The organism is Lunatimonas lonarensis (assembly GCF_000390185.1).
Taxonomy (GTDB): Bacteria; Bacteroidota; Bacteroidia; order Cytophagales; family Cyclobacteriaceae; genus Lunatimonas; species Lunatimonas lonarensis.
In genome coordinates this window covers 13,879-39,549 of sequence record NZ_AQHR01000049.1, presented here as the reverse complement: position 1 = coordinate 39,549, position 25,671 = coordinate 13,879, and the positions used below count along the sequence as shown (strand labels likewise).

Sequence of the window (25,671 nt, the reverse complement as noted above, 5' to 3'; positions counted from 1 at the left end):
AACCGGAAAAATCCGGTACCTTTGTGTTTAAATTGGCTAGGTGAATCCGCTTAGCCAATTTTTATTTAATTTCCGGTGTATCAGTTTTGTGCAGCGGTATCCATTAGGCTCGTTTAGAGAAGCGGGTGATTAAAAAAGACTAACTGAAGTGGCAGATTCCAATTTTATTGATTACGTGAAGTTTTGTTCCCGCTCAGGTGCAGGTGGTGCGGGTTCGGTTCATTTTCGGAGGGAAAAACACGTACCCAAGGGCGGGCCGGATGGCGGCGACGGGGGGCGTGGTGGCCACGTTATCCTAAGAGGCAATGCCCAGCTTTGGACCCTGCTACATCTAAAGTATAAAAAGCATGTGATAGCCGAACCGGGCAGGGGAGGTGAAGGAGGACGGAGAAAGGGAGCCGAGGGCCAGGATGTGATATTGGAAGTGCCCCTGGGCACAGTGGCAAGGGTGGCCGAAACAGGGGAGCAACGCTGCGAGATAACGGATGATGGTCAGGAGTTTGTCCTTACGCGAGGAGGTAGAGGTGGTATGGGAAACGATCATTTCAAAACAGCTACCAACCAAGCCCCCCACTTTGCGCAGCCCGGAGAGCCTGGCGTGGAGGAGTGGATTATTCTTGAATTGAAATTATTGGCAGATGTAGGCCTAGTAGGGTTTCCAAACGCCGGGAAGTCAACCCTTTTGGCGAGCATATCCGCAGCCAAGCCCGAAATCGGAGACTATCCTTTTACCACCCTGGTTCCAAACCTGGGCGTGGTGGGTTACCGGAACGACCGATCCTTTGTGATGGCAGATATACCGGGGATCATTGAGGGAGCCTCGGAGGGCAGAGGGTTGGGCTTGCGGTTCCTGCGGCATATAGAGCGCAACTCCATTTTGCTTTTCGTGATTCCTGCTGATGCGGATAACATCTCAACCCAATTTGGGATACTTACCGAAGAATTGAGGAAATTCAACCCGGAACTTTTGGACAAACAGCGGCTGTTGGCTATTTCGAAGTCAGATTTATTGGATGAGGAATTGACGACAGCTTTGACCAAGGAATTGCCCGAGGGAATTCCATACGTATTTATCTCGGCTATCACCGGAAAGAATTTGGATCGGCTGAAGGACATGATCTGGCAAAGGTTGCATGAATAGTGCCAGATTGTCAGTTTTTTCGCTATGGCAGGTTAATTGTTATAGCGTAGGAAACTTTTAACGGAATTAGTTAGTATGAAGGAAAAAGATAATTTGGAACAGGAGGAGATTTTGAAGGATGCTGTTCATCAGGAAGATAGGTCTACAACTGATATGGAATCTGAAACGAATGCCGATTCGTCGGAAGGTAGCCTCCAAACCGATAATGGGGAAGAAAAGCTTAAAGCGGAAAATCAGGATCTAAAGGAAAAGTATCTAAGGTTATATTCGGAGTTTGAAAATTATCGCAGGAGAACATCGAAGGAGAGACTTGAGCTGATAAAGACAGCCTCTGAGGATGTAATCAAGGAACTCCTGCCCATACTGGACGATTTTGAGCGGGCAATAAAAGCTGATGAAAAAGAGACTTCTGATACTCCTGACGAAGGTAAGAGACTGATATACAACAAGCTGGTAAAGACCCTGACATCGAAAGGCCTACGGCCTATGGAAGAGTTGGTAGGCAAGGCTTTTGATGCAGACATGCACGAGGCGATCACGCAGATTCCTGCGCCAAGCGAGGATCTGAAGGGGAAAATAGTAGACGTAGTGGAGCGTGGCTATCTCTTGGGAGACAAGGTAGTAAGGTATGCAAAGGTAGTTATAGGACAATAAAACCATGGCGAAAAGAGACTATTACGAGGTTCTGGGGGTAACCAAAGGAGCGACAGCGGAGGAAATAAAAAAGGCTTATCGGAAAATGGCCATCAAGTACCACCCCGATAAAAATCCGGACAACCCAGAAGCAGAGGATAAATTCAAGGAAGCCGCTGAGGCCTACGAGGTGCTGAGCAATCCCGAAAAACGTCAGCGATACGATCAGTTTGGCCATCAAGGCGTTGGAGGATCTGCCGGTTATGGTGGAGGCGGAATGAACATGGAGGATATTTTCTCCCAGTTTGGTGATATTTTTGGTGGAGGTGGATTCGATTCCTTTTTTGGTGGAGGCGGATCACGACGTACCAAGAAGGGCACTAATCTACGAGTAAAGCTTAAACTTAGTCTTAGTGAGGTTGCAAATGGTGTAGAAAAGAAGATAAAGGTCAAGCGGCAAAAGGTCGCCGAAGGCGTTACGTTCAAGAATTGCGTTTCTTGCCAGGGTTCGGGCCAGATCAAAAAAGTAGTCAATACCATGCTTGGCCAAATGGTGTCAGCGAGCACCTGTCCGACTTGTCAGGGAAGTGGTAAAATTGTTGATAAGAAGCCTGCCAACGCAGACTACCAAGGACTGGTGGTGTCAGAGGAAGTTATTCCCATAAACATTCCGGCCGGAGTGGGAGAAGGAATGCAGCTTAGTCTTTCTGGAAAGGGGAACGAGATTCCGGGAGGGATTCCTGGGGACTTGCTGATCGTAGTCGAGGAAATAGCAGATGAAGTGCTCATCCGAGATGGCAATAATGTGGTGTATGACCTCTACATCAGCTTTATAGACGCAGTTTTGGGGGCTTCTGTTGAAGTGCCTACGATAGAAGGCAAGGTGAAGATTAAGTTGGAGCCGGGTACCCAAAGCGGTAAGATTTTACGACTGAAGGGTAAAGGGATCAAGGAGCTTAACGGATACGGAAAGGGAGATCAGCTTATCCACGTAAACGTGTGGACTCCCAAGGAGCTGAACAAAGAGGAGCGACAGTTACTGGAGACCTTGAGGAATTCAGAGAACTTTAGGCCAAATCCGGGAAAATCAGAAAAGAGTATATTCGATAAGGTAAAAGAGTTTTTTTGATAACATTTGGTATGTTGATTCCGTTTTAGGACTGTGTTTTTTCAAAACCTTTTTCTAAACCGAACGTACTAATTGCGTATGCTTAAAAACTTACTTCTCCTTCATTGCTTATTTATGGTTGCCGGCTTTGAATCAGAATCGCTGGCCCAGATTTCGAAGCAGTTTGTGGTTGAAGAGAGGGAGGGGTTTGATCTAGTAGAATTTGATTTTTCCTGTTATAAAGGCGTTTCGAGTTTCAAGAGAGGTTATTATGGTAAACCAGTATTTGCTACAGCCGAGCTGGGGAAGGTAAATATCCTACCATCCTTTACCCATGAAGTGACCGACGGGGTGCTGATCGCAAAGCTGGAGCATAAAAATATCGAATCCGAGAGTTTGGGGCGTAGTCTTTCCTATCGATTCTTTTCCAATACGGATTCGGACTTTGACCACCTTTGGAACATTGGGTTGGATCCCAATTTCTTATACAATCTCAATCTTAATTTTGGTATCGGTAAGGCCCATATCGATTTCTCCAATTTACCAGTTTCCAATTGCCGTATCAAAACGGCGTCTGCGGATGTATTCCTCGGGTATGCGAGTCAGGTTCCAAATTCCATTGCGATGGATACGCTTAGCGTGATTATCAATATGGGAGCACTCTATGGAGAGGACATGCACCTATCCAATGCAAAGCAGATGATCTTCGATGTGAATTATGGTTCCGTGAACCTGAATTTTGCGGATCTGATGGCACAGAGAAGTGAGGTGTTCGCCAAGGTTGGCGCGGGTTCCGTAAATATCAGCTTGCCCGATCGCGACCTACCCTATTTGGTGAAAATCAAATCTACGGCCATGTGCCGTACCAAAGTTCCCTCCCATCTCAAAGAAATTGGAGAAAAAACCTACGTCAGTCGAGGTTATAAGCAGGATGCCAAAAATCTAATGACCTTTTTGATAGATGTTTCGGTAGGTTCAGTATCTTTGAAATAGTGTGATTAGGCACTCGACGCATCAAGTTCTTTTTTAACCGACAGGGAGTTGTATATACTAGAAATCAGCGGACTGAATAAAGCGTATGGTAGCCATGTGGCCTTGAGAGACATAGATCTTTTGGTGGCGGAAGGGTCTGTTTTTGGACTGCTGGGTCCTAACGGTGCCGGGAAAACAACGCTTATTCGAATCGTCAACCAAATTATCGATAAGGATTCAGGCGTCATTCGTATCAATGGAGAGCCCCTTCGGAAGGTACACGTACACAGTATCGGCTATCTACCGGAAGAAAGAGGCCTATACAAGGGCATGGCTGTTGATGAGCAGCTGCTTTATTTTGCCCAGTTAAAGGGGCTGACCCGTAAAGAAGCCAAGTACAGAATCGGCAGCTGGTTAACCCGGTTAAACCTCGATTCATGGAGAAATAAGAAGGTACAGGAACTATCAAAGGGGATGGCCCAAAAGGTGCAGTTCATCGCCACGGTTATACACGAGCCAAAGTTGCTGATTCTCGACGAGCCATTTTCGGGCTTTGATCCGGTAAACGCCGAAATCATCAAAAATGAAATTCTGGCGCTTAGGAATAACGGAACCACGATCATACTCTCCACCCACCGTATGGAGTCAGTAGAGCTCCTGTGTGACCATATCGCGATGATCAACAAATCTCGAAAGATACTGGACGGGTCGGTTAGGCAGATTAGAAAGGAGTCCCGATCGAATCAGTATCGTGTCCGGATTAAGCCCTACGATGAAAATGTCCTGCCGGAATTTCCCACGCCTGTGTGGGAGGACGATACGATTCTATATTCCGTGGATTTGGGTGAGGGCAATGTAAATCAACTGATCCAACATTTTATGGCTTTTGGAGAGGTGTATCATTTTGAAGAACTGGTTCCCAGTATAGGCGAGATATTTATTCAAAAAATAAAAGACGGGCATGGGGAATAAGATCTTGTTGGTGATCAAACGGGAGTATTTGGCCCGTGTAAAAAAGAGGTCTTTTATCGTGGCGACCATCTTGACGCCACTTATTTTTCCGTCGATCTTGGGCGTGTTCCTTTGGTTGGGATTGAGTGACTCCCCAGGGGAACAGGCGAGGATTATAGAAGTGGTGGATGAAAATGGTACGTTTTACCTCGAGAGCAACGAGATGTTTGTTTTCTCCTACATCGGCAAAGGAATAGAAGAAGCAAAAGCCTCCATGAGGGCCAATAGCCGATTTGGTGTCCTTTATATCCCCAAGATCTCGGTGGATCGACCGGTTCAAGTATCGTTTTTCGCTGAAGAAACCCCCAGTCTTTCGATCCTTAAAAGCCTGGAATCATTGATTAAGAGCAAGGTCGAGGAGAAAAAGCTACAGGACTCGGGTATTGACCCCCTTGTTTTGGAACGATTAAAGACTTCCGTTTCGGTCACCTCCATCCGGTTGGAGCAGTCAGGTAGTGAAAAAATTTCCAATTCGATGGTAAACTACGGAATTGGCTTTATCACCGGTATTCTGATCTACACCTTTATCTTTGTGTATGGCAATCAAATCATGCAAGGGGTAATTGAAGAGAAATCCAGTAGGATCATTGAGATTTTGGTGTCATCGCTGAAGCCCTTTCAATTGATGCTGGGGAAAATTGTTGGTATAGGTGCCGTTGGTTTGACACAGTTCATGATTTGGATTGTGCTAATTACCGTAGTATCATCCTTGGTTATGGGATATTTTGGCATGCGTATGCCCCAGCAACAGCTGATGGAGCTTTCCAATCCGGAAGCAACTGAGTGGATCAACGATAATGCGGAGATTGTAAGTATGTTGGGGGTATTGCAGGACATCAATTTTACGTTGTTGGTCGTTACCTTCATCATTTATTTTGTCGGCGGATACTTACTCTATGGTGCTTTTTTTGCAGCTATTGGTGCTGCCGTGGATAGCCCATCCGATGCGCAGCAGTTTATGTTCCCGGTGACCATCCCGCTACTGATCGCTTACATGGGGTTGTTTATTTTTGTGTTGGATGATCCCAATAGCAAGATTTCCTACTGGCTTTCGATCATTCCGTTTACCTCCCCGGTAGCGATGATGGGGCGGGTGAGTTTTGGGGTTCCGTTCATTCAATTGGCCATTTCGATTTCCCTGTTGGTTGTTGGGTTTCTGACAACGACCTGGGCTGCGGGTAAAATCTACCGAATAGGCATTCTTATCCATGGGTCAAAAGTGAGTTACAAGACGCTTTGGAGATGGATCCGTGAGAATTGATTCCTTCTGTTTTTATTTGTTGTCCAAAAGACAATATTTCCGTATCCTTACAGTTAATTGAGTGTTTGCAAAGGAAGCCGATCATCCAACTCAAATTGTGTAAAACCGGTCAGCTGCTGAGGGTTTTCAGGTTACTTGAGAAAAACCGTTTTCAATCATTTCGATTGGCATTTGATTTAATGTGCCCTACCGCAGCAGATCAATAAAAGCCAAGTGAAATCGAGCATGACGTAGCCGTCACACACTGGGATGACTATCAGCCATGCGAGATTCCATGTGACCTTTGAAAAACAATTATAGACACATGAAAAGTACGTTTCAAGATCTCACCACCTTGGATTTTTACAATAATAAAGGAAATGTCAAGTGGATTATTTTTGGGTTTTCCTTAGTGATCAGTTTTGGCTCCATTTACTATACCAATACGTTGGTGGAGGAATTGAAGGAGAGGGAGAGAAGGCAGGTCGATCTGTATGCATCGGCACTGGAGTACGCGTCTGTCAACACCGATAACCTGACGTTTATCTTTCAGGACATTATCCAGGAAAACCGCTCCATTCCGGTGATTACCACCGACGCAAACGGCAACCCACTCGAATATAAGAATATCAAATTTAAGAAGAACAGCTCGGAGGATGAGATCGAAAGACAGTTGAGAGCTGAGTTGGCTGAGATGAAAGCGCTTTATGAGCCTATCAAGTTATTGGATGATTATTTTATCTACTATCGGAATTCCGAACTACTGACACGGCTGAAGTACTATCCCTATGTTCAGTTATCGGTTATTCTGGTATTTGGGCTACTTGCTTACGCACTTTTCAACCAATCCAAGGTAGCGGAGCAAAACAGGTTATGGGCTGGTTTGACCAAGGAAACAGCCCATCAGCTGGGCACGCCTCTCGCCTCCTTGATGGCTTGGATAGATTACTTCAAAAACTCCCCCGTTTGGGAAGAGAACAAGGAGGTGATCATGGAGCTGGACAAGGATGTAAAAAAGCTTCAGGTAGTAACCGAGCGGTTTAGCAATATCGGCAGCACGCCGATCATCAAGGCTGAGAATGTATTCAAGGCAGTAGAGGAGACCATAAGCTACCTTAGGCCCCGCATTTCCAGCAAGGTTGAGATCCACCTAAATTCCCACGCCGAACACATTGAGGCATTACTTAACAAGCCATTGTTTGAATGGGTAGTGGAAAACATCTGCAAAAATGCCGTGGATGCGATGAAGGGACAGGGTACCATACACATTGACATTGTCAAAGAAAGTGAGCGTTTTGTTTTCATCGACATTGCGGACACCGGCAAAGGAATGGAGAAAGGGATGTTTAAAAAGGTGTTCAATCCGGGATTTACCACCCGAAAGCGCGGCTGGGGATTGGGACTGACACTGGCCAAGCGAATCATTGAGGGGTATCACCAGGGTAGGGTTTTCGTTAATAGCTCGGAACTGGGAAAAGGAACTACTTTTCGGATTGTCCTTCGGGGTGTTTCGGAACCCGTTCAGTTCAAAGAGGAAACGATTTGGTAGGCTAACCCAAAGGGCCCATATACAGCAGTTTTTCGGTGCCTGTATTCCTCATGCACAAGTACTTACTGGGGTAGCCTGTTTTTATGGTCATTTTCCGTACCTTTGCAGCCTTAAAATACCCCTGTTGAAAAATGAGTTTAATTCAAGAGATCCACAAGCGTAAGACTTTTGGCATAATTGCCCACCCAGATGCCGGTAAAACCACCTTGACGGAGAAGATGTTGCTTTTTGGAGGGGCTATCAAGACCGCCGGTGCGGTGAAGTCCAATAAGATCGATACCGCCACAAAATCCGACTGGATGGAAATCGAAAAGCAGCGGGGGATTTCCGTGGCTACCTCCGTTATGGGGTTTGAGTATAAGGGGATGAAAATCAATCTGCTCGATACACCTGGTCACCAGGATTTCGCAGAAGATACCTACCGAACCCTGACCGCCGTTGACTCTGTGATCATGGTAATCGACTGCGTTAAGGGCGTAGAGATACAGACTGAAAAACTAATGGAAGTATGTAGGATGCGGAATACCCCTGTGATCTGTTTCATCAATAAATTGGACAGAGAAGGACGCGATCCCTACGAACTCTTGGATGAGGTGGAGAACAAACTGAACATCAGCGTGAGGCCGCTATCCTGGCCAATCTCGATGGGGAAATCCTTCAAGGGCGTCTATAATCTGTACGATAAGCAGCTAAACCTGTTTTCTCCGAGCCAGCGTAAGGTTTCCGATGATCGAATCACGATAGAAGATTTATCCGATCCCCGATTGGACAACTATATTGGTACTACATTATCTAACCAATTGCGGGATGATGTAGAGTTGATCGAGGGGGTGTATCCGGAATTTGAAGTAAGCGAGTATCTGCAAGGAAAAGTCGCGCCTGTGTTTTTTGGATCGGCTGTCAATAACTTCGGAATCCAGGAGATGTTGGATACGTTTATAAAAATCGCACCGACTCCCAAGACCAGGTCCACAGATCAACGTGAGGTGAATCCCGAGGAGAGCCAGTTTTCTGGGTTTATTTTTAAAATCCACGCAAATATGGATCCAAAGCATCGAAATAGAATTGCGTTTTTGAGGGTGTGTTCGGGTAAGTTTGAGCGTAACAAACCCTACAACCACGTAAGGGGTACAAAGGCATTGCGGTTTTCCAATGTTACCTCGTTCATGGCCCAGGATAAGGAAATTGTCGACGAGGCATTTCCTGGAGATATTGTCGGGTTATACGATACCGGTAACCTTAAGATTGGGGATACACTCACAGAGGGAGAGAACCTTCACTTTAAGGGGATTCCAAGCTTTTCACCGGAGATTTTCAGGGAGGTGGTCAACAAAGACGCCATGAAAACCAAACAGCTGGAAAAAGGTCTTCAGCAACTCATGGAAGAAGGGGTGGCCCAGCTGTTTACCTTTGAGATTGGATCCCGTAAAGTAGTCGGTACCGTGGGACAGCTGCAATTTGAGGTGATTCAGTTTCGCTTGAAAAACGAGTACAACGCCACCGTTGATTTTGTTCCCATGAACCTCTACAAGGCATGTTGGATCTACAGCAAGGATAGGAAGAAGCTGGATGAGTTCATCCGGTCAAAGCAACGCCACATTGCGAAGGACAAAGATGGTAAATGGGTCTTTATGGCCGAGAGCAAAGCTTGGCTTCAGATGGTTCAGGATAATTTCCCGGATATATCGTTTCATTTTACTTCCGAATATTAACAGGAGTTGTTTCTGTATTTCAGTACCTTTGCTTATCAAGCTACCAACCCATGACGAAGCCTTTCAATATCATATACGAAGACAACCACCTGTTAGTAGTCAATAAGCGGTCTGGGATACTTGTTCAGGGTGATAAGACCGGTGACAAGACGCTAACAGATTATTGTAAGGACTATATTGCCCAGAAATACCAGAAGCCGGGAGCGGTTTTTCTGCATCCTGTGCATCGGCTGGATCGCCCGGTTAGCGGGATCGTCGTTTTTGCCCGTACTTCCAAAGCATTGGAACGGATGACGGCCCTTTTTAGGAAAAGGGACATTCACAAGATTTACTGGGCGGTCGTAAAACAAAAGCCAAAGGAAGAAAAAGGGAAACTAACCCATTGGCTGGTAAAAGATGAACAGCGAAATGTGGTAATGGCTCATAAATCCGAAGTTTCGGGTTCAAAAAAAGCTGAATTGAATTTTAAACGCCTCGGAAAGCTGAATGATCATTGGCTGCTGGAGGTTAGGCCCATCAGTGGAAGACCCCATCAGATACGTGTACAGTTGGCATCCATGGGTTGTCCTATTCGCGGTGATGTTAAATATGGTTTTTCAAGACCGAACCAAGATGCTTCAATCAATCTGCATGCTTTTCACCTGATATTTGACCATCCTATCAAGAAAGAGCGATTATACCTGCGGGCAGCATTGCCCGGAGAACCTTTTTGGGAGCAATTTTTGGAGTTTGAAGAGGTTAAGGCGAAGGATCAGCACCTTGATCGAACGTTTAGTGGCTGAGTTTTTGAGGGCTTGTATTAATAAAGAGGTATGGCAGTTGTGTTGGTCAGGGTTGTGTTGGTGTTTTCGTTCTTGGTTCCATTTTTTGCGGGAGCGCAAGGCGTTTTCTGGGAAATATCCGGACAAGGCCTTTCAAGGCCTTCCTACCTTTTAGGTACAGTACATCTACTTTGCGACTCAGAATTTCAGATGGGTGCCAATGTAGTGGAGAAGCTTGCCGACTCGAATGCCCTGGTGCTTGAGGTAGATTTGGATGACCCAGCATTGGCACTTTCCATGATGTCCAAGATGCATAATGAAGGGGGAGAATCCATCACCGATTTTTTGTCTGCAGATGAGTACGCAAAGATTCGGTCGCTTCTTATGGAGCGTACCGGTGTGGATATAGGGATGCTGAAAAAGCTACGACCTTTCATGCTGATGTCGCTGATTTATCCAAGCCTTTTGGAATGCGAGACGAAATCCTACGAGGGCGAGCTAATCAAACTTGCCAAGTCTGCCAAGAAAGAAATTTATGGATTGGAGTCTGTCGAAGATCAACTGTCGGTTTTTGACCAGATCCCACTAGATGAACAGTACCGAAGTTTTTATGAATATGCGTCGGATTTGGACAAAGGTCGGGTGGAGTTCAGGAAACTAATCAAAGCTTACCGAGAGGAAGATATTGAGGTATTGGTTAAGATGGTTTCGGAGAGTCCTGAATACCGTGACTACCAAGATGTATTGTTGAACGACCGCAATCACAATTGGGTGGATCCCATGGGGGAATGGATGCGGAACGGGTCGGTTTTTTTCGCAGTAGGTGCGGGGCACCTTGGAGGAGAAAACGGATTGATCCAATTGCTGAGGAACGAAGGGTACAGGCTCAAAAGACTTGATAGAGAGTAAAAAAGCCGCATAGTAGGACGAGGGAGCATCCTTAACTCTTGCTTCGAAAGAAGTGCCAAATTCCAAGGATACCGATCAATAGAAAAGTGAATAGCAGCAGCAGGTCCATCGTCGAATCCATGCCCCTGTTTTTGATGGCGTTATAGAGGCTTTCTGCAAATACCCCCGATGAGAAAGCCAGGGTAGTTCGGGGAAGCATGCCCCAAAGGCCAAACCAGATGACTTTTTGCAATCCGGTAGAAAGCAATGCGAATAGGATGTTTGAAAAAGCAAATGGAATAGCAGGGCTGATACGGATAAAAAATATCAGGTTGCCCATCCGGTTTTGTTTCTCAGCGACTACTTTTTGGGCTTTTGGATACTGCCCCAGCAAGGTTTCCAAAAGATCCGCACTTATCGTTTTACCCAAAAGGTATCCAAGAACTGAGGCCAGGGTGTAGGCTGCCACCAGGTAGGGAAAGGCCTGCCACCCCCAAATTGACCCCGTCAATACGGCAAGCAGGGTGGTTGGAATCAACGCAAATCCCATAAAGATGGCGGCCAGCAGGGTAAAGGTAAAAATGAAGAAGGGAGAATCTACCCAAGGGTAGGACCAGTCTTCGTAGTTGGAAAGCAAATACCGAATGCTTATCAAGGAACCGACACTTGGCATGAGAGCTACCCACGCCACCGACCAAAAGAAATCCGGTTTAGTGTGGTAAATGTCTTGGATACGTTTGAAAAAAGTCGGTTTTTTCTTCATCTTTGGGCAAAACTACGAAAGTTTTACCAGATGAATTGCCTTAATGGCCCCCTTGTCTGGCTTAGTTCAAATCGTCTTAACCGTAATTCGCAACTCATGAAGTTCGCCACTAAAGCCATACATGCAGGGATATCCCCAGACCCATCCACAGGTTCTATCATGACGCCGATTTTTCAGACGTCTACCTATGTGCAGCAGGCTCCGGGAGACCATAAGGGATACGAATATTCGAGGACCCATAACCCCACGCGGACGGTTTTGCAGGATAATCTGGCGGCCTTGGAAAACGGAAAGATCGGACTTTGTTTCGCATCGGGGATGGCCGCGATAGATGCGATCGTCAAGCTACTGAAGCCCGGTGACGAAGTGGTAAGCACGAACGATCTGTATGGGGGAACCTACCGGATTTTCACGAAGGTTTTTGGCCGGTATGGTATAAAATTTCGATTTGTTTCCATGGAGAATGTCGGGGATTTGCATCAGCACTTGACCGATAGTACCAAATTGGTGTGGGTAGAGACCCCTACCAACCCCATGATGAATATCGTAGACATAGCCGGCATAGCTGCTATCACCCGGGAGCGAGGGATACTGCTGGCCGTAGACAATACCTTCGCGACCCCCTTTTTGCAGACTCCTTTGGAGTTGGGTGCGGATATCGTGATGCATTCTGTCACCAAATACCTAGCGGGCCATTCGGACGTGGTAATGGGGGCCATTGTGGTAAACGACGAGCGGTTGGGACAGGAATTGGCATTTCTTCAAAATGCCTGTGGGGCAGTACCCGGACCACAGGATTGTTTTTTGGTGCTCAGAGGTATCAAAACCCTCCATGTAAGAATGGAACGCCACTGCCAAAACGGTAAAACGATCGCTGCTTTTCTGATTAATCACCCCAAGGTTAACAAGGTGTATTGGCCAGGATTTGAGATACACCCAAATCATCGGATTGCCTTGAAACAAATGAAAGATTTTGGAGGGATGATATCCTTTACGTTAAAGGATAACCGTACCGAGTCCGCATTTACCGTCATGAAGAACCTCCGCTTGTTTTCTCTCGCGGAATCACTGGGTGGCGTGGAATCGCTATGCGGGCACCCGGCCACTATGACCCATGCCAGCATTCCCAAGGAAGAGCGGGAAAAGGTGGGGTTGGTTGATTCGCTGATCCGACTGAGCGTTGGCATAGAAGATGCCGAAGACCTCAAAAAGGATCTGTCAGCAGCATTGGATGCGTTATGAACCGGTTGTCTGATTAGAGAATATGGGTAAATAGTTCCGTACTCAGCTTCAACGCCTGTTCGGTAAGTGCTTTATGTTCCTTTTTGACCTTTTTTGCCAGAAGGAGGTGTTTCTTCTCCATGTATTGCGTGTCGGAGAGAAAATGGATGAAATGTTGAAAAAACAGATGGTTTTGATACCAGGCATAGTTTGATTCGGTGAGAATACGGATTTTTTCGTGGACTAGGTCCGTAAACACAGGGTTTAACCTGCCCTGTTGTCGCAAGTTCTCCAACTGGGTGATTTTCTGAAGTGTCTCGTAGACATTCTTGAGGGCGGTAGGGGTAGACCCCTGCAACAGGTCAAATTTGGCAAATTCGGTTTCCTCGTTGATAATCTGTGTACTTGCGGTGTTCAGCTGAAGAGGCGTTAGGCCTTTTGAATAGCTAAACACGGTCACATAAAGATCCTCCCAAATTTTGAGTGGGGCTGCTACGAGGGTATCGAATACATCTGTATAAATTGCCTTTTTCTGTTGCCCGATTTCGTGCCCGTAAGCTGGATAATGTTCCCCGGTTGTAGATTGTAAATCAGTCAGTTTTTGCTCGATCAACTTGATATGGTGAATTCGCTTTAGACTGCGGAAAATCAGGTCAAATGGGCTAAAATGAGTCAGACGCAACGTTTTTTCCTTGAAATGGATTTTACCCAAGAGTTCCAGGTAGACTTGAAAGAAAAATAGTTTGCTTTCAAGATTTATCGCCTTTTTCGAGCGTATTTTGCGTGTGAGATCCTCAAAAAGTGATTTGCCCTCCTCCAGGTGCATTTCAAAATAGGCAAGGGTTTTGACCTGATGGTTTTCCATGGCTACTCGTGGATTTTGACTAGGGTGGCACCATAGCCAAAGTTGCTTTTATGGGTGTCTTTGAAGTAGCTGATATGGGTTAGCTGACTGAGGTAGCGGTGTATTTCTTTTCTCAAAACCCCATTTCCGATCCCGTGAATAAAAGTTATCTCATCCATTCCCGTTGCGATGGCGTAATTCAGGTTTTTTTCAAAGGTTTCCATTTGTAACCTAAGCTTTTCCGAATTGCTAAGAAATTCATGCCCTGTGCTTAGCTTTTCGATGTGCAGGTCGATTTCTTTTTCGGGACGGGTAAATTGCCTGCCAATAGGTTTTTCACCGGAATCCGTTGGGTTGAGATCCCGGTTCAACTGTTGTACATCCAGATCGGACATGGTCTGATCCAAGCGAAAGACATATCCATCTTTGTTCAGGATCGGGGATTTGCCTTTGCTTTTAAAAAAGGCGGAAGCCTTAAACTTGACCCGGCGTTCAAATGGTTTTTCGGTTTTCTCGATCCTACTGTTTATGGGGATAAGTAGGATCAACAATGTCGGCCAGCTTTCAAAATCCTTGATGGATTTCTCGTCTACCCGATTCGAGGAGTTTGTCTTTGCCACACCGGCAGCTAGGGTTTTGCTGCTATCTCCATGGATTTCCGATACCGAAAAAAGGAAGTCTTTCTTTCGGTTATTTACAAGGTAAACGCCGTGATTTTGATCATTGTAGGGAATATAGGCAAGGAAAAGACCGGCCTCGTTGTCCGCTGGGATCCGATCTGCGGTTTTGCTGAGGTTGGAGGTAGGTTGGGCTTTTTCTTTCTTGAAATAGCTATCCTCAACTTCGCTGATCACGACGACCTCTGATTTCAACGCGGGAATGCGGAAGCCTTCTTCAATTTCAATTTCCACCTCTCCGCCCAGTAAAATCTTTGAAACAATGCCCTCTTCTTTTCCGTGAAGCAGTCGTACTCTATCGCCTATATTCATTTCTTTCGGTTCAGTAACCAGCAAGTTGATTTCTTCTCGTAAAGAACAGAAAAAATCACGAAAAATATACGGTTTTTCCCGACGACAACTGAGAAGCTTGCCGGTGCAAGCGGCTAAAGCGCACCTTTATAGGTTTCCAGCGCGCGTGCGCGTGCGAATTTGTGGTCAACAATTGGTTTGGGATAGCTTTCTGATCCCCATTCCGGTACCCATTTCTTTATATAAGCCCCGTCCTTGTCAAATTTTTCTTGTTGGGAACTGGGGTTAAATATCCTGAAGTAAGGTTGGGCGTCTGTTCCAGTTCCGGCGGCCCATTGCCATCCACCGTTATTGGACGCCAGCTCGAAATCCAGTAATTTTTTGGCAAAATAAGCCTCCCCCCAACGCCAGTCGATCAACAGGTGTTTGGTAAGGAAGCTGGCCGTAATCATACGTACCCGATTGTGCATGTACCCAGTAGCGTTAAGTTCACGCATACCGGCGTCTACAATTGGGTAGCCTGTTTTGCCATTACACCAGGCGGTAAACTCCGCTTCGTTGTTTCTCCAAGGGATTGCGTCGTAGGCTTTTTTGAATGATTGGGTGACCACTTCTGGGTTGTGGTAGAGGATCATCATATAAAATTCCCGCCAAATCAGCTCATTGAGATAGGTCTCATTAAGTGAAGTGGCCTCAGACACCAGCTTTCGAATGCTGATAGTGCCAAATCTAAGATGAATGCCTAGGCGAGTTGTGCCTGCTGTCGCCGGATAGTTCCTGGTCTTGTCGTATTGTCGAATGAGCGGCTTATTGATTTCGATCGGGGGGATTTGTATAGGTGAGGGTTCGAAACCAATATCCATCAAGCTCGGAATGGCAAAGGGCTTGGTCTGGTAAAAACCCTTCCGGTTGGCGTCCAAGTGGAGGGGGGTCAGCTTGGTCGACTGTAGCTTTGCTTTCCAGTTTCTGCTGTAGGGCGTATACACTTTGTAGTGTTGGCCCGAATCTGTCAAGATCTCGTTCTGCTCAAAAATCACTTGATCCTTAAAGTCATAAAACGGAATTTGGCGGGATTTCAAAAGTTCGCCCACGGCTTTGTCTCGTTCTCTGGCGTAGGGTTCGTAGTCGCGGTTGGTGTACACACATTGAATGTCGTATTCTTTCATAAGACGTTCGTATACAGACAACGGACTTCCAAGCTTTACCAAAAGGGTACTGCCAAAAGCAGCCAATTCCTGGTTTAGTCTTTGAAGCTGGGCATGGATAAAACCGACCCGGGCATCGCATTTGTCCTCCAGTTTATTCAGGATCTCGGTATCAAAAATAAATAAAGGCAGTACGTTGCGTTCTTGGCTAAACGCATAGTACAACCCTACGTTATCCTCCAGCCTTAGGTCTCTTCTGAACCAGAATAAAGTGATTTTTTCCATCCAATATAAATCATTGTTCTGCCGAAATGTTTCAATTATTTAGAAATCTGCCGGACGGTCCAGAATCTGTATTGGTGGGCGTTCTGTCTCTACATCCGGCTTAAATAGCTCGGGTGCCAACTCGTCCAAGTCGATTTCGATGCGGTCTCTCAGGATATTGTCGTCGTCTATAAATAAGGGGGACATTCGATTTTTCCTGGCTATGTTTTGAAAGAGTTCTTTGAATGAACTGAACAGAAGATTTTGCGATATCGACACGCCATACGTGTTGGGTGCCCGGTTGTTGATGCTCAGGGCCGTCAGCGTATTGAAGTTGTTTCGGTTATAGACCCTCACGCGGTAGCGGCCATCTTCGGTCAGCAGGTATTCTGCCTGCCAATCTCCGGCAATGGTGTTGAAATCGGCATTTCCCTGAAGATCTGTAAAACCACCGTCCCGTGTTACCCGAAGCCGTCCGTCAAGAAAAGTATAGGCCACGCGAAGCTGGAAAGTCTCCAGTGCACTTTCGTCCAGTGCCGTCAGGTCAAAATCGATTTCCAGATTTTGGTCCACCTGTGAAATTAGACTGTTTAACTGGGAAGACACCAATTGGCTTAGGTTTGAAAAGCCGATGCCTGCTCCACTAAACTGCCCCGGAGGTGAAAACCTTCGCAGCATGATTAGGGAGAACACTTGGCGGTTTTTTTCCTGCTCGTCATTTGCTAGCCGGTTTTGGAAAGCGGAAATGGTGGTTTGCAGCTCACTGCCCTCGGGAAAGGCCGAAAAGTCAAAAGCAAAAGAAATATCCGGAGACAGCAGTTGCCCTTCCAGCGTCATGAGGACTTTTACCGGGTACCGTCTTTTTAATTCGGCGGTTTCAAATTCGGACGCGTTCGGGTTGTTTTGTAGTCCGATCATAGAAACGTTTTCTTCGTAGCTTGCCCGTATGTTCATAGTTCCCTGATAGGGATCGCCGAACCAGGTGATTCGCCCACCCGGCTCAATGACAAAACGCTTGTTGATAATGTTGTATAGGGAAAAATTATACAATGCATCCACGATTTCATAGTTGCCTGTCATGTTGAAGTTCCCCTGCGTATCTACGTTCAGGTTAAGGACACCCCTTCCCCGTCCCTGAATGGTTTCACCTGTCCTCGGATCGATTTGAATCTCAATATAGGCGTTGGGGTTTATATCCAGATTTAGGTTTAGCGTGAGATTGCTAATGGCTGAATTGTCGGCTTGCCGTGCAGCGGACACCATACCTACTGTATCGTGTACATTGATGAAGGTGATGAAGTCTTCCTGGGTCTGGCCTTCACTACTTGTAAGGGGGATGTAGATCCGGGTATTGGGTTGGGAGGTGGCGTTTGCCGTAATTTCGAGGTTGTTAAAGGCACCAAAAACGGATACAGTCCCCGATGCAAATGCGGTTCCATAGAATAGTTCGTTGTTTGCCAGGGACGTATTGAGCACCTGCATGTTGGACAGGGATGCATTGAGGTTCACGATAAAGTTTGAGAAATTGTCATGTGTCAGCCCTCCGGATAGTGATGCACGGTTGTTGTTGACGTCGCGGAGGGTAACAGCGCGGAAGCTGATCTCGTTTGGATCAAACAATACATCGCCGTCCACTAAGTAGTAAGTGTTTAGGTAATCGAACTTGAACCGCCCTTCGTTGATCGCTCCCTGACCGATGATTTCAGGCTTGCCAAGTGTGCCTGAGATTTGTAATCTTCCGCTAGCAGTACCATCCAAATCGGAGACCAAGCCGGTCAGGAAGGGTTCGGAAATGGCGAGGTTTGTTTCTTCAAAGATGGCGGTTAGATTGAGTGTGTTTTCGAGATCGTCCATGGTACCTCGGATTTCAATGGACTTTTTTCCTTCTCTAAAATTGTCTATCCGGATGAAGATGGACTCGTTTTCAAAAAATGCCGAAGCATCGATGTCACCAATCAAAAAATCATTTATGTGGATGTCCCGAATGGTTAGGTATCCTTCTGACCCCTCTTTGCGCTGGTATTCGGTGAGAATGATCTCTCCATTTGCAATTCCCTGGTACTGAAGTTTGCCGAAAGAATTCAAAAAATCCAAGCTGACATCCTTGACGATGATGTCCAATGATTCGGCGGGATTGGAGTTGATCTTTCCATTGGCGGATATAAACTGGTTTTCGTTGAAAAGCTTTACATTATCAAAGACTACCTCGTCTTTTTTTAGCAGAATGCCGTTGTTCGGTTCAAACTCCCAAAAGTTTTCCAACAGTTTGATTTCAGAAGGTTCCAGCGTAATCACAGTGTTTCCGGGTTCCAAAAGAATTTCACTGTTGATTCGGACGTAACTATCCGTAGCAAGCTGGTCAAGTCCGAGGCGCAAGTCGACTTTCGATTCGTTCCAAATAGCCTCGGACGCAAAATTGTGGAAGGTAAGGCCCGACCGCAATTGTTGTTGCTTCGAATACAGGTAAAACGAAGCCAACACATCGTCCGAACGCTTTGTTTTGGATGTGTTGAAGTCAATGTTGTTGTCCAGGAAATAATTGCCGTTGAAGTATATCGTGTCGATGGCCGCAAAGAAATTGAATACGGTGTTGTCAGTGGTTTGGTAGAAAGCCCCCTCCAGGATTGTCTGATTGGAAATGTATAGCGTTGGTTCCAGCAAATTGATAATGGGATTTGGATCTCTAAGGTCCACGTACAGGTCAATGTAGTATTCTTCGTCACCTTTGGAGATCCGTGTCTTTCTCTCGTCATTCGTAAGAATGGCAAGGTAGTCTCCCCAAAGCTCTTGGACATCACTGATTAGTTGGGCAACCTTGAATTTGCCGGTGATACCAGCCACCAACAGGTCTGAATTGAACGAAATTACGCGGGAGTCGTCAGTGAAGAGAGATTGGAAAAGAAAGTAGTCTAGGAACAAATCCCTGCCCTCATAACTCACAAGCACATCCCTAAACCGCGTCACCCCCTCTATGTTGTCCAGGTCTATTCCTTTGGTATCGAGTTCGAAGCTTCCGCTTAGGAACAGGTTGTTTTCGGTAAGCTTTAGCTCCTGTAAAAAGGCAGTGTCCAATTTTAGGATCAGGTTGGCGGAATCTTTCTGGTTTCGAAGATCCAGCGTGCCATCAAGCTCCATGACCAAATTTGGGTCTTTGACATTCAATCGACCGGTAAACAGCTCTTTTCCGACCGTCGCGTTTGTGCTGATTCCCGTGTAGTTGTAATCGTTGATGCCGAGGTTTCTGAAAGTTGCGTCCAGTTCAATCAGAGCAGTTTCCGCAGTTAATCCAGACCCTTTGAAATTGCCCCTGAAACTGGCTTTTTGGAAAAGCTTCCTGTCTTCCAGTAAAATACCGATATCCAAATTGACCGCTTCCATATTCCCATGGTAGTAAGGGGTGTTGTTGTCTGAATACCTAACGTTAACCCGCCCCCGCAAGGTCCCTATGCGGGTACGGAATTCACCACTCGCCGAAAACTGCGACAGGTAACCCGAAAAATCCGAGTTGAAACGAATATCCCGGAATTTATCCAATTCTTTTTGGGCCTCCGCACTTACGTAGGGGCTCAGATCGGTGTGAATGAGGGTGGAATTAACCAGGGAAAGGTTAAAGTAGGTGTCCGAGATATCGGGCAATCCCCGGATGTTGAATTTTCCAAACAAGGCACTACGTTCACCAAAACGTAGCAACAGCTCATCGGAATGCAGCTCCTTGATGCTGCCCTCTACGTCACCACTCAAATACAGCACATCATCGATATCCGGAAAATTGGAAGAGAAATAGGAAAGATCTGGCAAATGCAACGCCGCCGCGTCCAAACTTGCATAAAGCTGCACTTCTTCCGTGAAGTTTCGAAGGCTCAATGCGCTTTCATAGGAAAAGCGGAGGTAGTCTTTGATCACCGTCTCGTTGGACTTGAGGTAAAGCTTGGCCAATTCCATTCCTGTAGAACTGTAGGTGAAAGACGTACGCAATTGCTCAATCGGAATCCCAGAGGTGGCTTCGGTTCCCTCTAGGAAACTTAGATCAAAGGACAGGGTATCGGCGTATACGCGGAAATCCCTCGCTTTGGCAACAAGCTTCCGAAACCTCAGCCTACTGTAATCAAAAGTATTCGCTTGCGAAACGACATTGTAGTCCAAAATATCCAGAGAGGTATTTTCCAAATTGATGGCGTCAATCAGGAAACGGGTAGATTTCCTTTCCGCTTTGTTCCGCTTTACCAATTGGCCTAAGCGTTCGAGGAATACGTTGATGTTAAGTTGGATATCGCCGGGGTGGGTAATAAGGCGGACATTCCCTTTTTTGAGGGAAATTTCGTCCAGTCCGGGATTCTGGGCATCCAACAGGCCTTTGATCGAAAAATCGATATAGACCTCGTCCAGTTCCGCCATCAAGCTGTCCTTTAGGTCATAAACCGTCACATCCCGAAGACTGACCGCATCCCACCAGCGGATATTCACAGATTGGATGGTTGATTTATAGCCTGTTTTTTCGGAGATCAATGAAGTGATGTATCCGGCGATAGCGGTTTGTATATAGGGGATTTGGAGCAGACCGACAATCAAAAGAAACAGCAGCAAAAAGAACAGGGTCACCCTGGAAAGCAGCCTAAGTGCTTTACGCAAAATTTCCGTAACTTTCGCCTTCTTTTCCAATCGCAAAACCAAATGACGGTAAATATCTTAGCTATCGAGTCCTCATGTGATGAAACGTCTGCATCGGTGATTTCTGATGGCAAAGTACTCAATAATATAATAGCCACACAATCTGTCCATGAGAAATATGGAGGGGTGGTTCCCGAGTTGGCGTCAAGGGCTCATCAGCAACACGTGGTACCCGTCGTCCATGAAGCATTGACCGATTCGGGTATCAGCAAAGGGGAGTTGAGTGCCGTCGCGTTCACCCGGGGACCTGGATTGATGGGCTCGCTGCTGGTGGGTGGTTCCTTTGCCAAGTCCTTTGCATTTGCCCTAGACCTTCCCTTGATCGAGGTAAACCACATGGAAGCCCATATTTTGGCCCATTTTATAGAGGATCCCAAACCTTCCTTTCCGTTTATTTGTCTAACAGTGAGTGGAGGGCATACCCAGTTGGTGCTCGTCCGGGACTATCTGGATATGGAAGTGATTGGGGAAACACTGGATGATGCAGTAGGGGAGGCCTTTGACAAGACGGCAAAGTTGCTTGGATTACCCTATCCGGGAGGCCCTCACCTAGACAAGCTTGCGGCAACGGGAAACCCAGGCGCTTTTGTATTTCCCATCACCAGTATGAGAGGACTGAATTATTCATTTAGTGGTATCAAGACGGCGGTGCTGTATTTTCTCAGAGACAGGGTTCAGGGTGATCCCGGTTTTATTGAAAAGCGGCTTCCGGATATTTGTGCCTCGATTCAATATACGCTTATCAAAATGCTGCTGTTAAAACTGATGAAGGCATCCACAACGTATGGGATCGATCAAATTGCAATCGCCGGCGGTGTTTCCGCCAATCAGGGCTTGAGAAAAGCGTTGGCTGGGCTGTCGGAGAAACTGGGATGGCAGGTGTTTATTCCCCGCCTGGAGTATTGTACAGATAACGCAGCCATGATCGCCATGGCTGGGCATTTTAAGTATCAAAAAGGAATATTTTGTGATTTGGACGTTAGTCCTTCTGCAAAAATGAAAATTGGAGACCATGGCAAAAACAAATAGGTTTGAAAAAACCATCAACATAAAAAACAAGAAGGCAAGTTTCGAATACGAGTTTATAGACAAGTATGTCGCGGGTATTACCCTGCGCGGAACCGAGATCAAATCACTGAGGGAAGGGAAGGCCTCACTCACGGAGGCGTACTGTTACTTTCGAAAGGGAGAGCTCTTTATCAAGCAGATGCACATCGCACCCTACAGCCTTACCGTCTACTATAACCACGATCCGGTCAGGGAAAGAAAACTGTTGCTAAACCGCCAAGAGTTGAATAAATTGGAGAGCAAATTTTCAGAGAAAGGCCTTTCGATTGTTCCTGTGAGAGTGTTTATAAATGACCGTGGCCTGGCGAAAGTTGAAATAGCCTTGGCAAAGGGTAAAAAGACCCACGATAAGCGCCAATCCATCAAGGAGAAGGATGCCAAGCGGGATCTTCAGCGGATGGTGCTATAACCTGCTGTGGAGAAAAATGAGGTCATTTGGTTGAAAATCAATCCGGGATGCTGCACTGCTGAATACGGATTACCTGTTTGGTGTAGTCCCATTAACAACGAAACATTTGTCCTAAAAATCGGGTTCAACAAGTCGTCAAGCGATTGTCTGTATGATAGAGCGAATGGAAAAGAAAGTATTGGTACTGAATCTAGACCATACACCCGTAGCCGTGGTAAATGTTCAAAAAGCAATCATATTGACTCTTCTTGAAAAGGCCGTTCCCATCGCCACGTTTGACTACCTGAAGATTCGGACGGTGGACAGGGATTTTCATTATCCAGCGGTGATCCGATTGTATGAATACAAAAACATTCCCTACCGGGGTGTCATGCTCAATCGAATCAATATTTTTAAGCGGGACCACATGCGGTGCCAATATTGTGGGTCGTCCAAAAACCTGACCATTGACCACGTCGTGCCCAAATCAAAAGGTGGTAAAACCAGTTGGAACAACCTGGTGACTGCCTGCCATCGATGCAATACGGTGAAGGGTGACAAAACACCGGAACAGGCTGGCATGCACCTTCGGCAGCAGCCCTTTAGGCCCACACTTTCCTACTTTTTGGCGGAATATGCCGAGCGACATGCCGAAGAATGGCTTCCCTTTCTCCATAGCAAGCTGGTATAATGGTGAAAAACTCCGCAGATCTTTACCGGGCCGGCGTACATGCGATCATCTTGTACCGTTACTGCGTAATCTGCAAATCAGAAAAGGCTACGTCAAATCCCTCCCCATCAGGAGAGGCAGCCATCAATCCCGCGAAAATCGATTCAGATGGCGTCATATAGGCGATGCGCAGCAGGTCGTACCGGATATTATCGGGCGAGTAGTGAATCTCCACAAAGTCGCCTTCGCGGGTCAGCCTCAGCCAAAGGTGGGGGGGATTGCCAGCATACGGACTGACCGACCAGTCGGAATAGTTTCGGGTCACTACAGCACTCACCTGCTGCTGTCCGTGTACGTATTCTATCCCGGTCTTTAGCCAGTTGGCTTCGTCCTGGCGCAGCATCAGCCCGGCTTGGTCATAGAGATCCCGGTAGCTACCGGTGATTTTTACCTTCATTTCAAAACTGCCAAAGAGTTCGGTATACAAAAAGTGTCCGTTGTCCCGAACAAACCCGTAGTGGGTCTTCCGCCAAAAATCTGTTTTTGGATCGGTGCTCATATGGCATGTGCCTTCGGTGATTTCCCAGTGTTTGGGTTCGTTGATCCAAGTAAATTGTTCGAGCATATAGGATTTTTTTGTATAAACTAGTAGGTGTATACCACCGGATCAGGCCATCCCTCCAAGATGATTTGCATACTGTTAAAATCAGCCGCCTGCACCTGTGAGAGATCCACTCGCAAGATGTTGGAATGGGATTGTGCACAGTCGCCTGCTTCCTCCATAAATAGTCTGGCCCAGCGCGTTGGAGGGGAACTATAGCCCACACGGTCATCAAATACCAACGCGGCTGCCCTGTTTTCCTCACAGCCCTGGTACGCATACCGGATTTCCAGGCATCCAGACAGGATGGACACTTGGGATATCTGGACGTCGTGAACCAGTTGCACGTAGAGTGCGTTGTCAACGGTCGGGAACGCATTGCAGGCAATGATATCGTCCTCCTCGCCGCAGGACAACTATATCCCTACCAAAAATAACCAAGCGACTATTCGGTATACGTTCATCGACTAAACGTTATTTTCTTCTTAGGTAGAGTTCACCGTCTCCCATTAACGTACTTCTATCTTGGCGAATGATAAATTCGGTTGCACTTTTGAAAATGACCTCCATTTCCAGTGCGTATTCGTTGTCACAGCAATCTTTCGTTTTTTTGGTTTCCAAAATCTGGAAACTTCCATCCGATCCATATGCGAATTTGCCTGTCAACACATTGGCGTCCAGCTTGAGCAGAAAGGTGGAGTCGCTCAAAAAGGCCAATTTATATCGAATGGGACTGCTATGCATGGCTGAAGCGGATGCTGTCAAATAACCGGTCACCTCCCATTCGGTATGCGCAAGTGACTGGATCTGCGGTGGGTCTTGGTCCGGTTGGCAGGCATAGGCCAATAGGCCAAGCGCCAGCAGCGCAACGGTAATCTTTTTCGTCATGATTGTGTATAGTTGGTTTAGCTTTCTAAAGCTATGACGCAAAAATCTTACCCAACGCTACATTGGTAGCCATTTTTTTCCATTAATCAGTCATCCAGCTCAAACGAAAAGGGAGCAAAGGCGTCCGAACCCCAAGCAAGGTGCTGCGTACTGGGAGAAATACCAAACAGGGGTGAGTAGGTACGTACGGATACCCGATTTCCCTGAAACTCCAACAGCCGCAACCAACCATCGCCGCCGTTTCCGTGCCACCCACCGCCCAGCGCCTGGGCATTGAAGGTCATTTGATGTACTTTCTTCCCTCCGGCATTGGTGTCGGTACGGAATCCTACATGTCCGGCTTTATCATCCGGGGCACCAATATGCCCCGAAAAAACCAGTTGGATGTTTTTGGAGGGCTTGACGAGTTTTTCCCAAATGGCCTTGCCGTAGTTTCGGTCTGTGATGGGGTATCCTTCTGTCTCTATATGGTCGCTGTTTCTGTCCAAGTAGGAGTGTGCCAGCAAGATGACGGTATGGTTTTTATAGGCGTCTCTGTTTATGGTTTCGATTGCCCACTGCAGCATCGCTTCCCTTGGCGCAAACTCAAGTACCAAAACCAGGAATTTTCTCCCTTCCGGCGACGTGAATTCGTAGGTGGCATTGGTCAGGGTAGGCATCCCGTTTTCATCCAGTGCGACATCCCGTATCATGCGGTGGTTATGGTGGTTTTTTTCGAGGGGAAAGTACTTGTTGTAGGATGTCTGCCTATTTTCGATGTTCACGATACCGAAATCATGGTTTCCCGTGGTAGCTATCATGGGGACTTTGTGGTCAATGGTAGCAAAGGACCTGGCAACGGCCTCCCATTGCTGCGTACCGGTTTGATTGGCGGCCGTACCGTCCGGGTTCATCAGACCGTTTTGTTCCACCAAATCCCCGACTTGCAGTACCAATTTCACATTTAGTGGGTCAATATGCTCATCCACCCAATTGACCATCAGGTCCAATAGGGGTTGATTCCGTTTGAATTTGACGTAAGATTGTGTGTCCGGGATCAATACCATCGTCCAGGCGCCTTCCTTTTCAAGCCCGGGAGCCTGGTAGGATTGGGTCTGGGCGGAAGCGGAAAGCCCCAGCCACAAAAACACCAACCAATAGGCCAGCATGCTACGGTAGTTCATGTTTT

The 25,671-nt window shown here is 46.6% G+C and carries 23 protein-coding genes; 14 read left to right on the top strand and 9 right to left on the bottom strand.

The genetic code is table 11. The annotated features are described in order from the left end of the window. The first annotated feature begins 148 nt into the window (after positions 1-148). The 10 genes from obgE (at position 149) to ADIS_RS07495 (ending at position 11,036) form a co-directional block, all read left to right on the top strand. On the top strand, positions 149-1,141 hold the full coding sequence (gene obgE / locus ADIS_RS07540) for a GTPase ObgE (protein WP_010853813.1): 993 nt from the start codon (positions 149-151) through the stop codon (positions 1,139-1,141). Positions 1,142-1,216: 75 nt separating this feature from the next. Then, entirely contained in the window at positions 1,217-1,795 is a 579-nt protein-coding gene (locus ADIS_RS07535) for a nucleotide exchange factor GrpE (RefSeq protein ID WP_010853812.1), read from the top strand. A gap of 4 nt (positions 1,796-1,799) precedes the next feature. Continuing rightward, positions 1,800-2,903, top strand: coding sequence for a molecular chaperone DnaJ (dnaJ, locus tag ADIS_RS07530; protein ID WP_010853811.1), 1,104 nt, complete (start codon positions 1,800-1,802; stop codon positions 2,901-2,903). 78 nt (positions 2,904-2,981) lie between these two features. Beyond that, on the top strand, positions 2,982-3,875 hold the full coding sequence (locus tag ADIS_RS07525) for a hypothetical protein (protein WP_035805133.1): 894 nt from the start codon (positions 2,982-2,984) through the stop codon (positions 3,873-3,875). A 48-nt stretch (positions 3,876-3,923) separates the two neighbouring features. Next, the gene (locus ADIS_RS07520) at positions 3,924-4,826 is read left to right on the top strand and encodes an ABC transporter ATP-binding protein (protein ID WP_010853809.1); all 903 of its coding nucleotides are present in this window, start codon (positions 3,924-3,926) and stop codon (positions 4,824-4,826) included. Continuing rightward, complete coding sequence (locus tag ADIS_RS07515; RefSeq protein ID WP_010853808.1) at positions 4,816-6,126, top strand: ABC transporter permease; 1,311 nt, start codon at positions 4,816-4,818, stop codon at positions 6,124-6,126. The genes ADIS_RS07520 and ADIS_RS07515 overlap by 11 nt, the downstream gene beginning before the upstream one ends. Before the next feature lie 304 nt (positions 6,127-6,430). After that, a complete protein-coding gene (locus ADIS_RS07510) occupies positions 6,431-7,654 on the top strand; it encodes a sensor histidine kinase (protein ID WP_010853806.1) in 1,224 nt (407 codons plus the stop codon). A gap of 131 nt (positions 7,655-7,785) precedes the next feature. Beyond that, positions 7,786-9,366, top strand: coding sequence for a peptide chain release factor 3 (locus tag ADIS_RS07505; protein WP_010853805.1), 1,581 nt, complete (start codon positions 7,786-7,788; stop codon positions 9,364-9,366). A 50-nt stretch (positions 9,367-9,416) separates the two neighbouring features. Next, positions 9,417-10,148: an RluA family pseudouridine synthase gene (locus ADIS_RS07500; protein ID WP_010853804.1), complete on the top strand. Its 732-nt coding sequence runs from the start codon at positions 9,417-9,419 to the stop codon at positions 10,146-10,148. Positions 10,149-10,178: 30 nt separating this feature from the next. Then, a complete protein-coding gene (locus ADIS_RS07495) occupies positions 10,179-11,036 on the top strand; it encodes a TraB/GumN family protein (RefSeq protein ID WP_010853803.1) in 858 nt (285 codons plus the stop codon). A gap of 31 nt (positions 11,037-11,067) precedes the next feature. Here the strand turns inward: ADIS_RS07495 and ADIS_RS07490 are convergent, their stop codons facing one another. Continuing rightward, positions 11,068-11,778, bottom strand: a complete 711-nt coding sequence (locus tag ADIS_RS07490) for a TVP38/TMEM64 family protein (RefSeq protein WP_035805131.1) — start codon at positions 11,776-11,778, stop codon at positions 11,068-11,070. A gap of 30 nt (positions 11,779-11,808) precedes the next feature. Between ADIS_RS07490 and ADIS_RS07485 the strand changes: the two genes are divergently transcribed. Then, positions 11,809-13,020 (top strand): cystathionine gamma-synthase, encoded by a 1,212-nt coding sequence (locus tag ADIS_RS07485; protein ID WP_081634887.1) that lies wholly within the window; start codon positions 11,809-11,811, stop codon positions 13,018-13,020. 13 nt (positions 13,021-13,033) lie between these two features. Here ADIS_RS07485 and ADIS_RS07480 read toward each other — a convergent pair whose 3' ends face one another. From ADIS_RS07480 to ADIS_RS07465, 4 genes are all read right to left on the bottom strand, one after another. Next, positions 13,034-13,864 carry a hypothetical protein gene (locus tag ADIS_RS07480; protein ID WP_010853800.1) on the bottom strand — a complete coding sequence of 277 codons (831 nt, stop codon included), beginning with the start codon at positions 13,862-13,864 and terminating at the stop codon, positions 13,034-13,036. A gap of 2 nt (positions 13,865-13,866) precedes the next feature. Next, complete coding sequence (locus tag ADIS_RS07475) at positions 13,867-14,832, bottom strand: Smr/MutS family protein (RefSeq protein WP_010853799.1); 966 nt, start codon at positions 14,830-14,832, stop codon at positions 13,867-13,869. Positions 14,833-14,945: 113 nt separating this feature from the next. Beyond that, positions 14,946-16,241, bottom strand: a complete 1,296-nt coding sequence (locus ADIS_RS07470; protein WP_010853798.1) for a cryptochrome/photolyase family protein — start codon at positions 16,239-16,241, stop codon at positions 14,946-14,948. A gap of 39 nt (positions 16,242-16,280) precedes the next feature. Then, a complete protein-coding gene (locus ADIS_RS07465) occupies positions 16,281-20,849 on the bottom strand; it encodes a translocation/assembly module TamB domain-containing protein (RefSeq protein WP_238325405.1) in 4,569 nt (1,522 codons plus the stop codon). A gap of 42 nt (positions 20,850-20,891) precedes the next feature. Here ADIS_RS07465 and tsaD point away from each other — a divergent pair, with 42 nt between their 5' ends. The 3 genes from tsaD (at position 20,892) to ADIS_RS07450 (ending at position 23,035) form a co-directional block, all read left to right on the top strand. Next, complete coding sequence (gene tsaD, locus ADIS_RS07460; RefSeq protein ID WP_035805125.1) at positions 20,892-21,917, top strand: tRNA (adenosine(37)-N6)-threonylcarbamoyltransferase complex transferase subunit TsaD; 1,026 nt, start codon at positions 20,892-20,894, stop codon at positions 21,915-21,917. Beyond that, positions 21,901-22,365: an SsrA-binding protein gene (smpB, locus tag ADIS_RS07455; protein ID WP_010853795.1), complete on the top strand. Its 465-nt coding sequence runs from the start codon at positions 21,901-21,903 to the stop codon at positions 22,363-22,365. Before tsaD ends, smpB begins: the two co-directional genes overlap by 17 nt. Before the next feature lie 163 nt (positions 22,366-22,528). Next, a complete protein-coding gene (locus tag ADIS_RS07450; RefSeq protein WP_010853793.1) occupies positions 22,529-23,035 on the top strand; it encodes an HNH endonuclease in 507 nt (168 codons plus the stop codon). 58 nt (positions 23,036-23,093) lie between these two features. Here the strand turns inward: ADIS_RS07450 and ADIS_RS07445 are convergent, their stop codons facing one another. The 4 genes from ADIS_RS07445 to ADIS_RS07430 all read right to left on the bottom strand — a co-directional run bounded on the left by ADIS_RS07445 (position 23,094) and on the right by ADIS_RS07430 (position 25,666). Beyond that, positions 23,094-23,639, bottom strand: a complete 546-nt coding sequence (locus ADIS_RS07445; protein WP_010853792.1) for a DUF1349 domain-containing protein — start codon at positions 23,637-23,639, stop codon at positions 23,094-23,096. Positions 23,640-23,659: 20 nt separating this feature from the next. Then, positions 23,660-24,031, bottom strand: a complete 372-nt coding sequence (locus tag ADIS_RS07440) for a hypothetical protein (protein ID WP_010853791.1) — start codon at positions 24,029-24,031, stop codon at positions 23,660-23,662. A gap of 58 nt (positions 24,032-24,089) precedes the next feature. Then, positions 24,090-24,503, bottom strand: a complete 414-nt coding sequence (locus tag ADIS_RS07435; RefSeq protein WP_010853790.1) for an META domain-containing protein — start codon at positions 24,501-24,503, stop codon at positions 24,090-24,092. Between the two features lie 86 nt (positions 24,504-24,589). Continuing rightward, entirely contained in the window at positions 24,590-25,666 is a 1,077-nt protein-coding gene (locus ADIS_RS07430) for a metallophosphoesterase (protein WP_010853789.1), read from the bottom strand. Positions 25,667-25,671 lie beyond the last annotated feature (5 nt).

Coding starts and splice junctions, on each gene's coding strand:
- smpB (WP_010853795.1), top strand. CDS start 21,901: ATGGCAAAAACAAATAGGTTTGAAAAAACCATCAACATAAAAAACAAG.
- ADIS_RS07495 (WP_010853803.1), top strand. CDS start 10,179: ATGGCAGTTGTGTTGGTCAGGGTTGTGTTGGTGTTTTCGTTCTTGGTT.
- ADIS_RS07430 (WP_010853789.1), bottom strand. CDS start 25,666: ATGAACTACCGTAGCATGCTGGCCTATTGGTTGGTGTTTTTGTGGCTG.
- ADIS_RS07450 (WP_010853793.1), top strand. CDS start 22,529: ATGGAAAAGAAAGTATTGGTACTGAATCTAGACCATACACCCGTAGCC.
- ADIS_RS07505 (WP_010853805.1), top strand. CDS start 7,786: ATGAGTTTAATTCAAGAGATCCACAAGCGTAAGACTTTTGGCATAATT.
- ADIS_RS07480 (WP_010853800.1), bottom strand. CDS start 13,864: ATGGAAAACCATCAGGTCAAAACCCTTGCCTATTTTGAAATGCACCTG.
- ADIS_RS07515 (WP_010853808.1), top strand. CDS start 4,816: ATGGGGAATAAGATCTTGTTGGTGATCAAACGGGAGTATTTGGCCCGT.
- ADIS_RS07535 (WP_010853812.1), top strand. CDS start 1,217: ATGAAGGAAAAAGATAATTTGGAACAGGAGGAGATTTTGAAGGATGCT.
- ADIS_RS07525 (WP_035805133.1), top strand. CDS start 2,982: ATGCTTAAAAACTTACTTCTCCTTCATTGCTTATTTATGGTTGCCGGC.
- ADIS_RS07485 (WP_081634887.1), top strand. CDS start 11,809: ATGAATTGCCTTAATGGCCCCCTTGTCTGGCTTAGTTCAAATCGTCTT.
- ADIS_RS07475 (WP_010853799.1), bottom strand. CDS start 14,832: ATGAATATAGGCGATAGAGTACGACTGCTTCACGGAAAAGAAGAGGGC.
- ADIS_RS07445 (WP_010853792.1), bottom strand. CDS start 23,639: ATGCTCGAACAATTTACTTGGATCAACGAACCCAAACACTGGGAAATC.
- ADIS_RS07490 (WP_035805131.1), bottom strand. CDS start 11,778: ATGAAGAAAAAACCGACTTTTTTCAAACGTATCCAAGACATTTACCAC.
- dnaJ (WP_010853811.1), top strand. CDS start 1,800: ATGGCGAAAAGAGACTATTACGAGGTTCTGGGGGTAACCAAAGGAGCG.
- ADIS_RS07510 (WP_010853806.1), top strand. CDS start 6,431: ATGAAAAGTACGTTTCAAGATCTCACCACCTTGGATTTTTACAATAAT.
- ADIS_RS07500 (WP_010853804.1), top strand. CDS start 9,417: ATGACGAAGCCTTTCAATATCATATACGAAGACAACCACCTGTTAGTA.
- ADIS_RS07435 (WP_010853790.1), bottom strand. CDS start 24,503: ATGACGAAAAAGATTACCGTTGCGCTGCTGGCGCTTGGCCTATTGGCC.
- ADIS_RS07470 (WP_010853798.1), bottom strand. CDS start 16,241: ATGGAAAAAATCACTTTATTCTGGTTCAGAAGAGACCTAAGGCTGGAG.
- tsaD (WP_035805125.1), top strand. CDS start 20,892: ATGACGGTAAATATCTTAGCTATCGAGTCCTCATGTGATGAAACGTCT.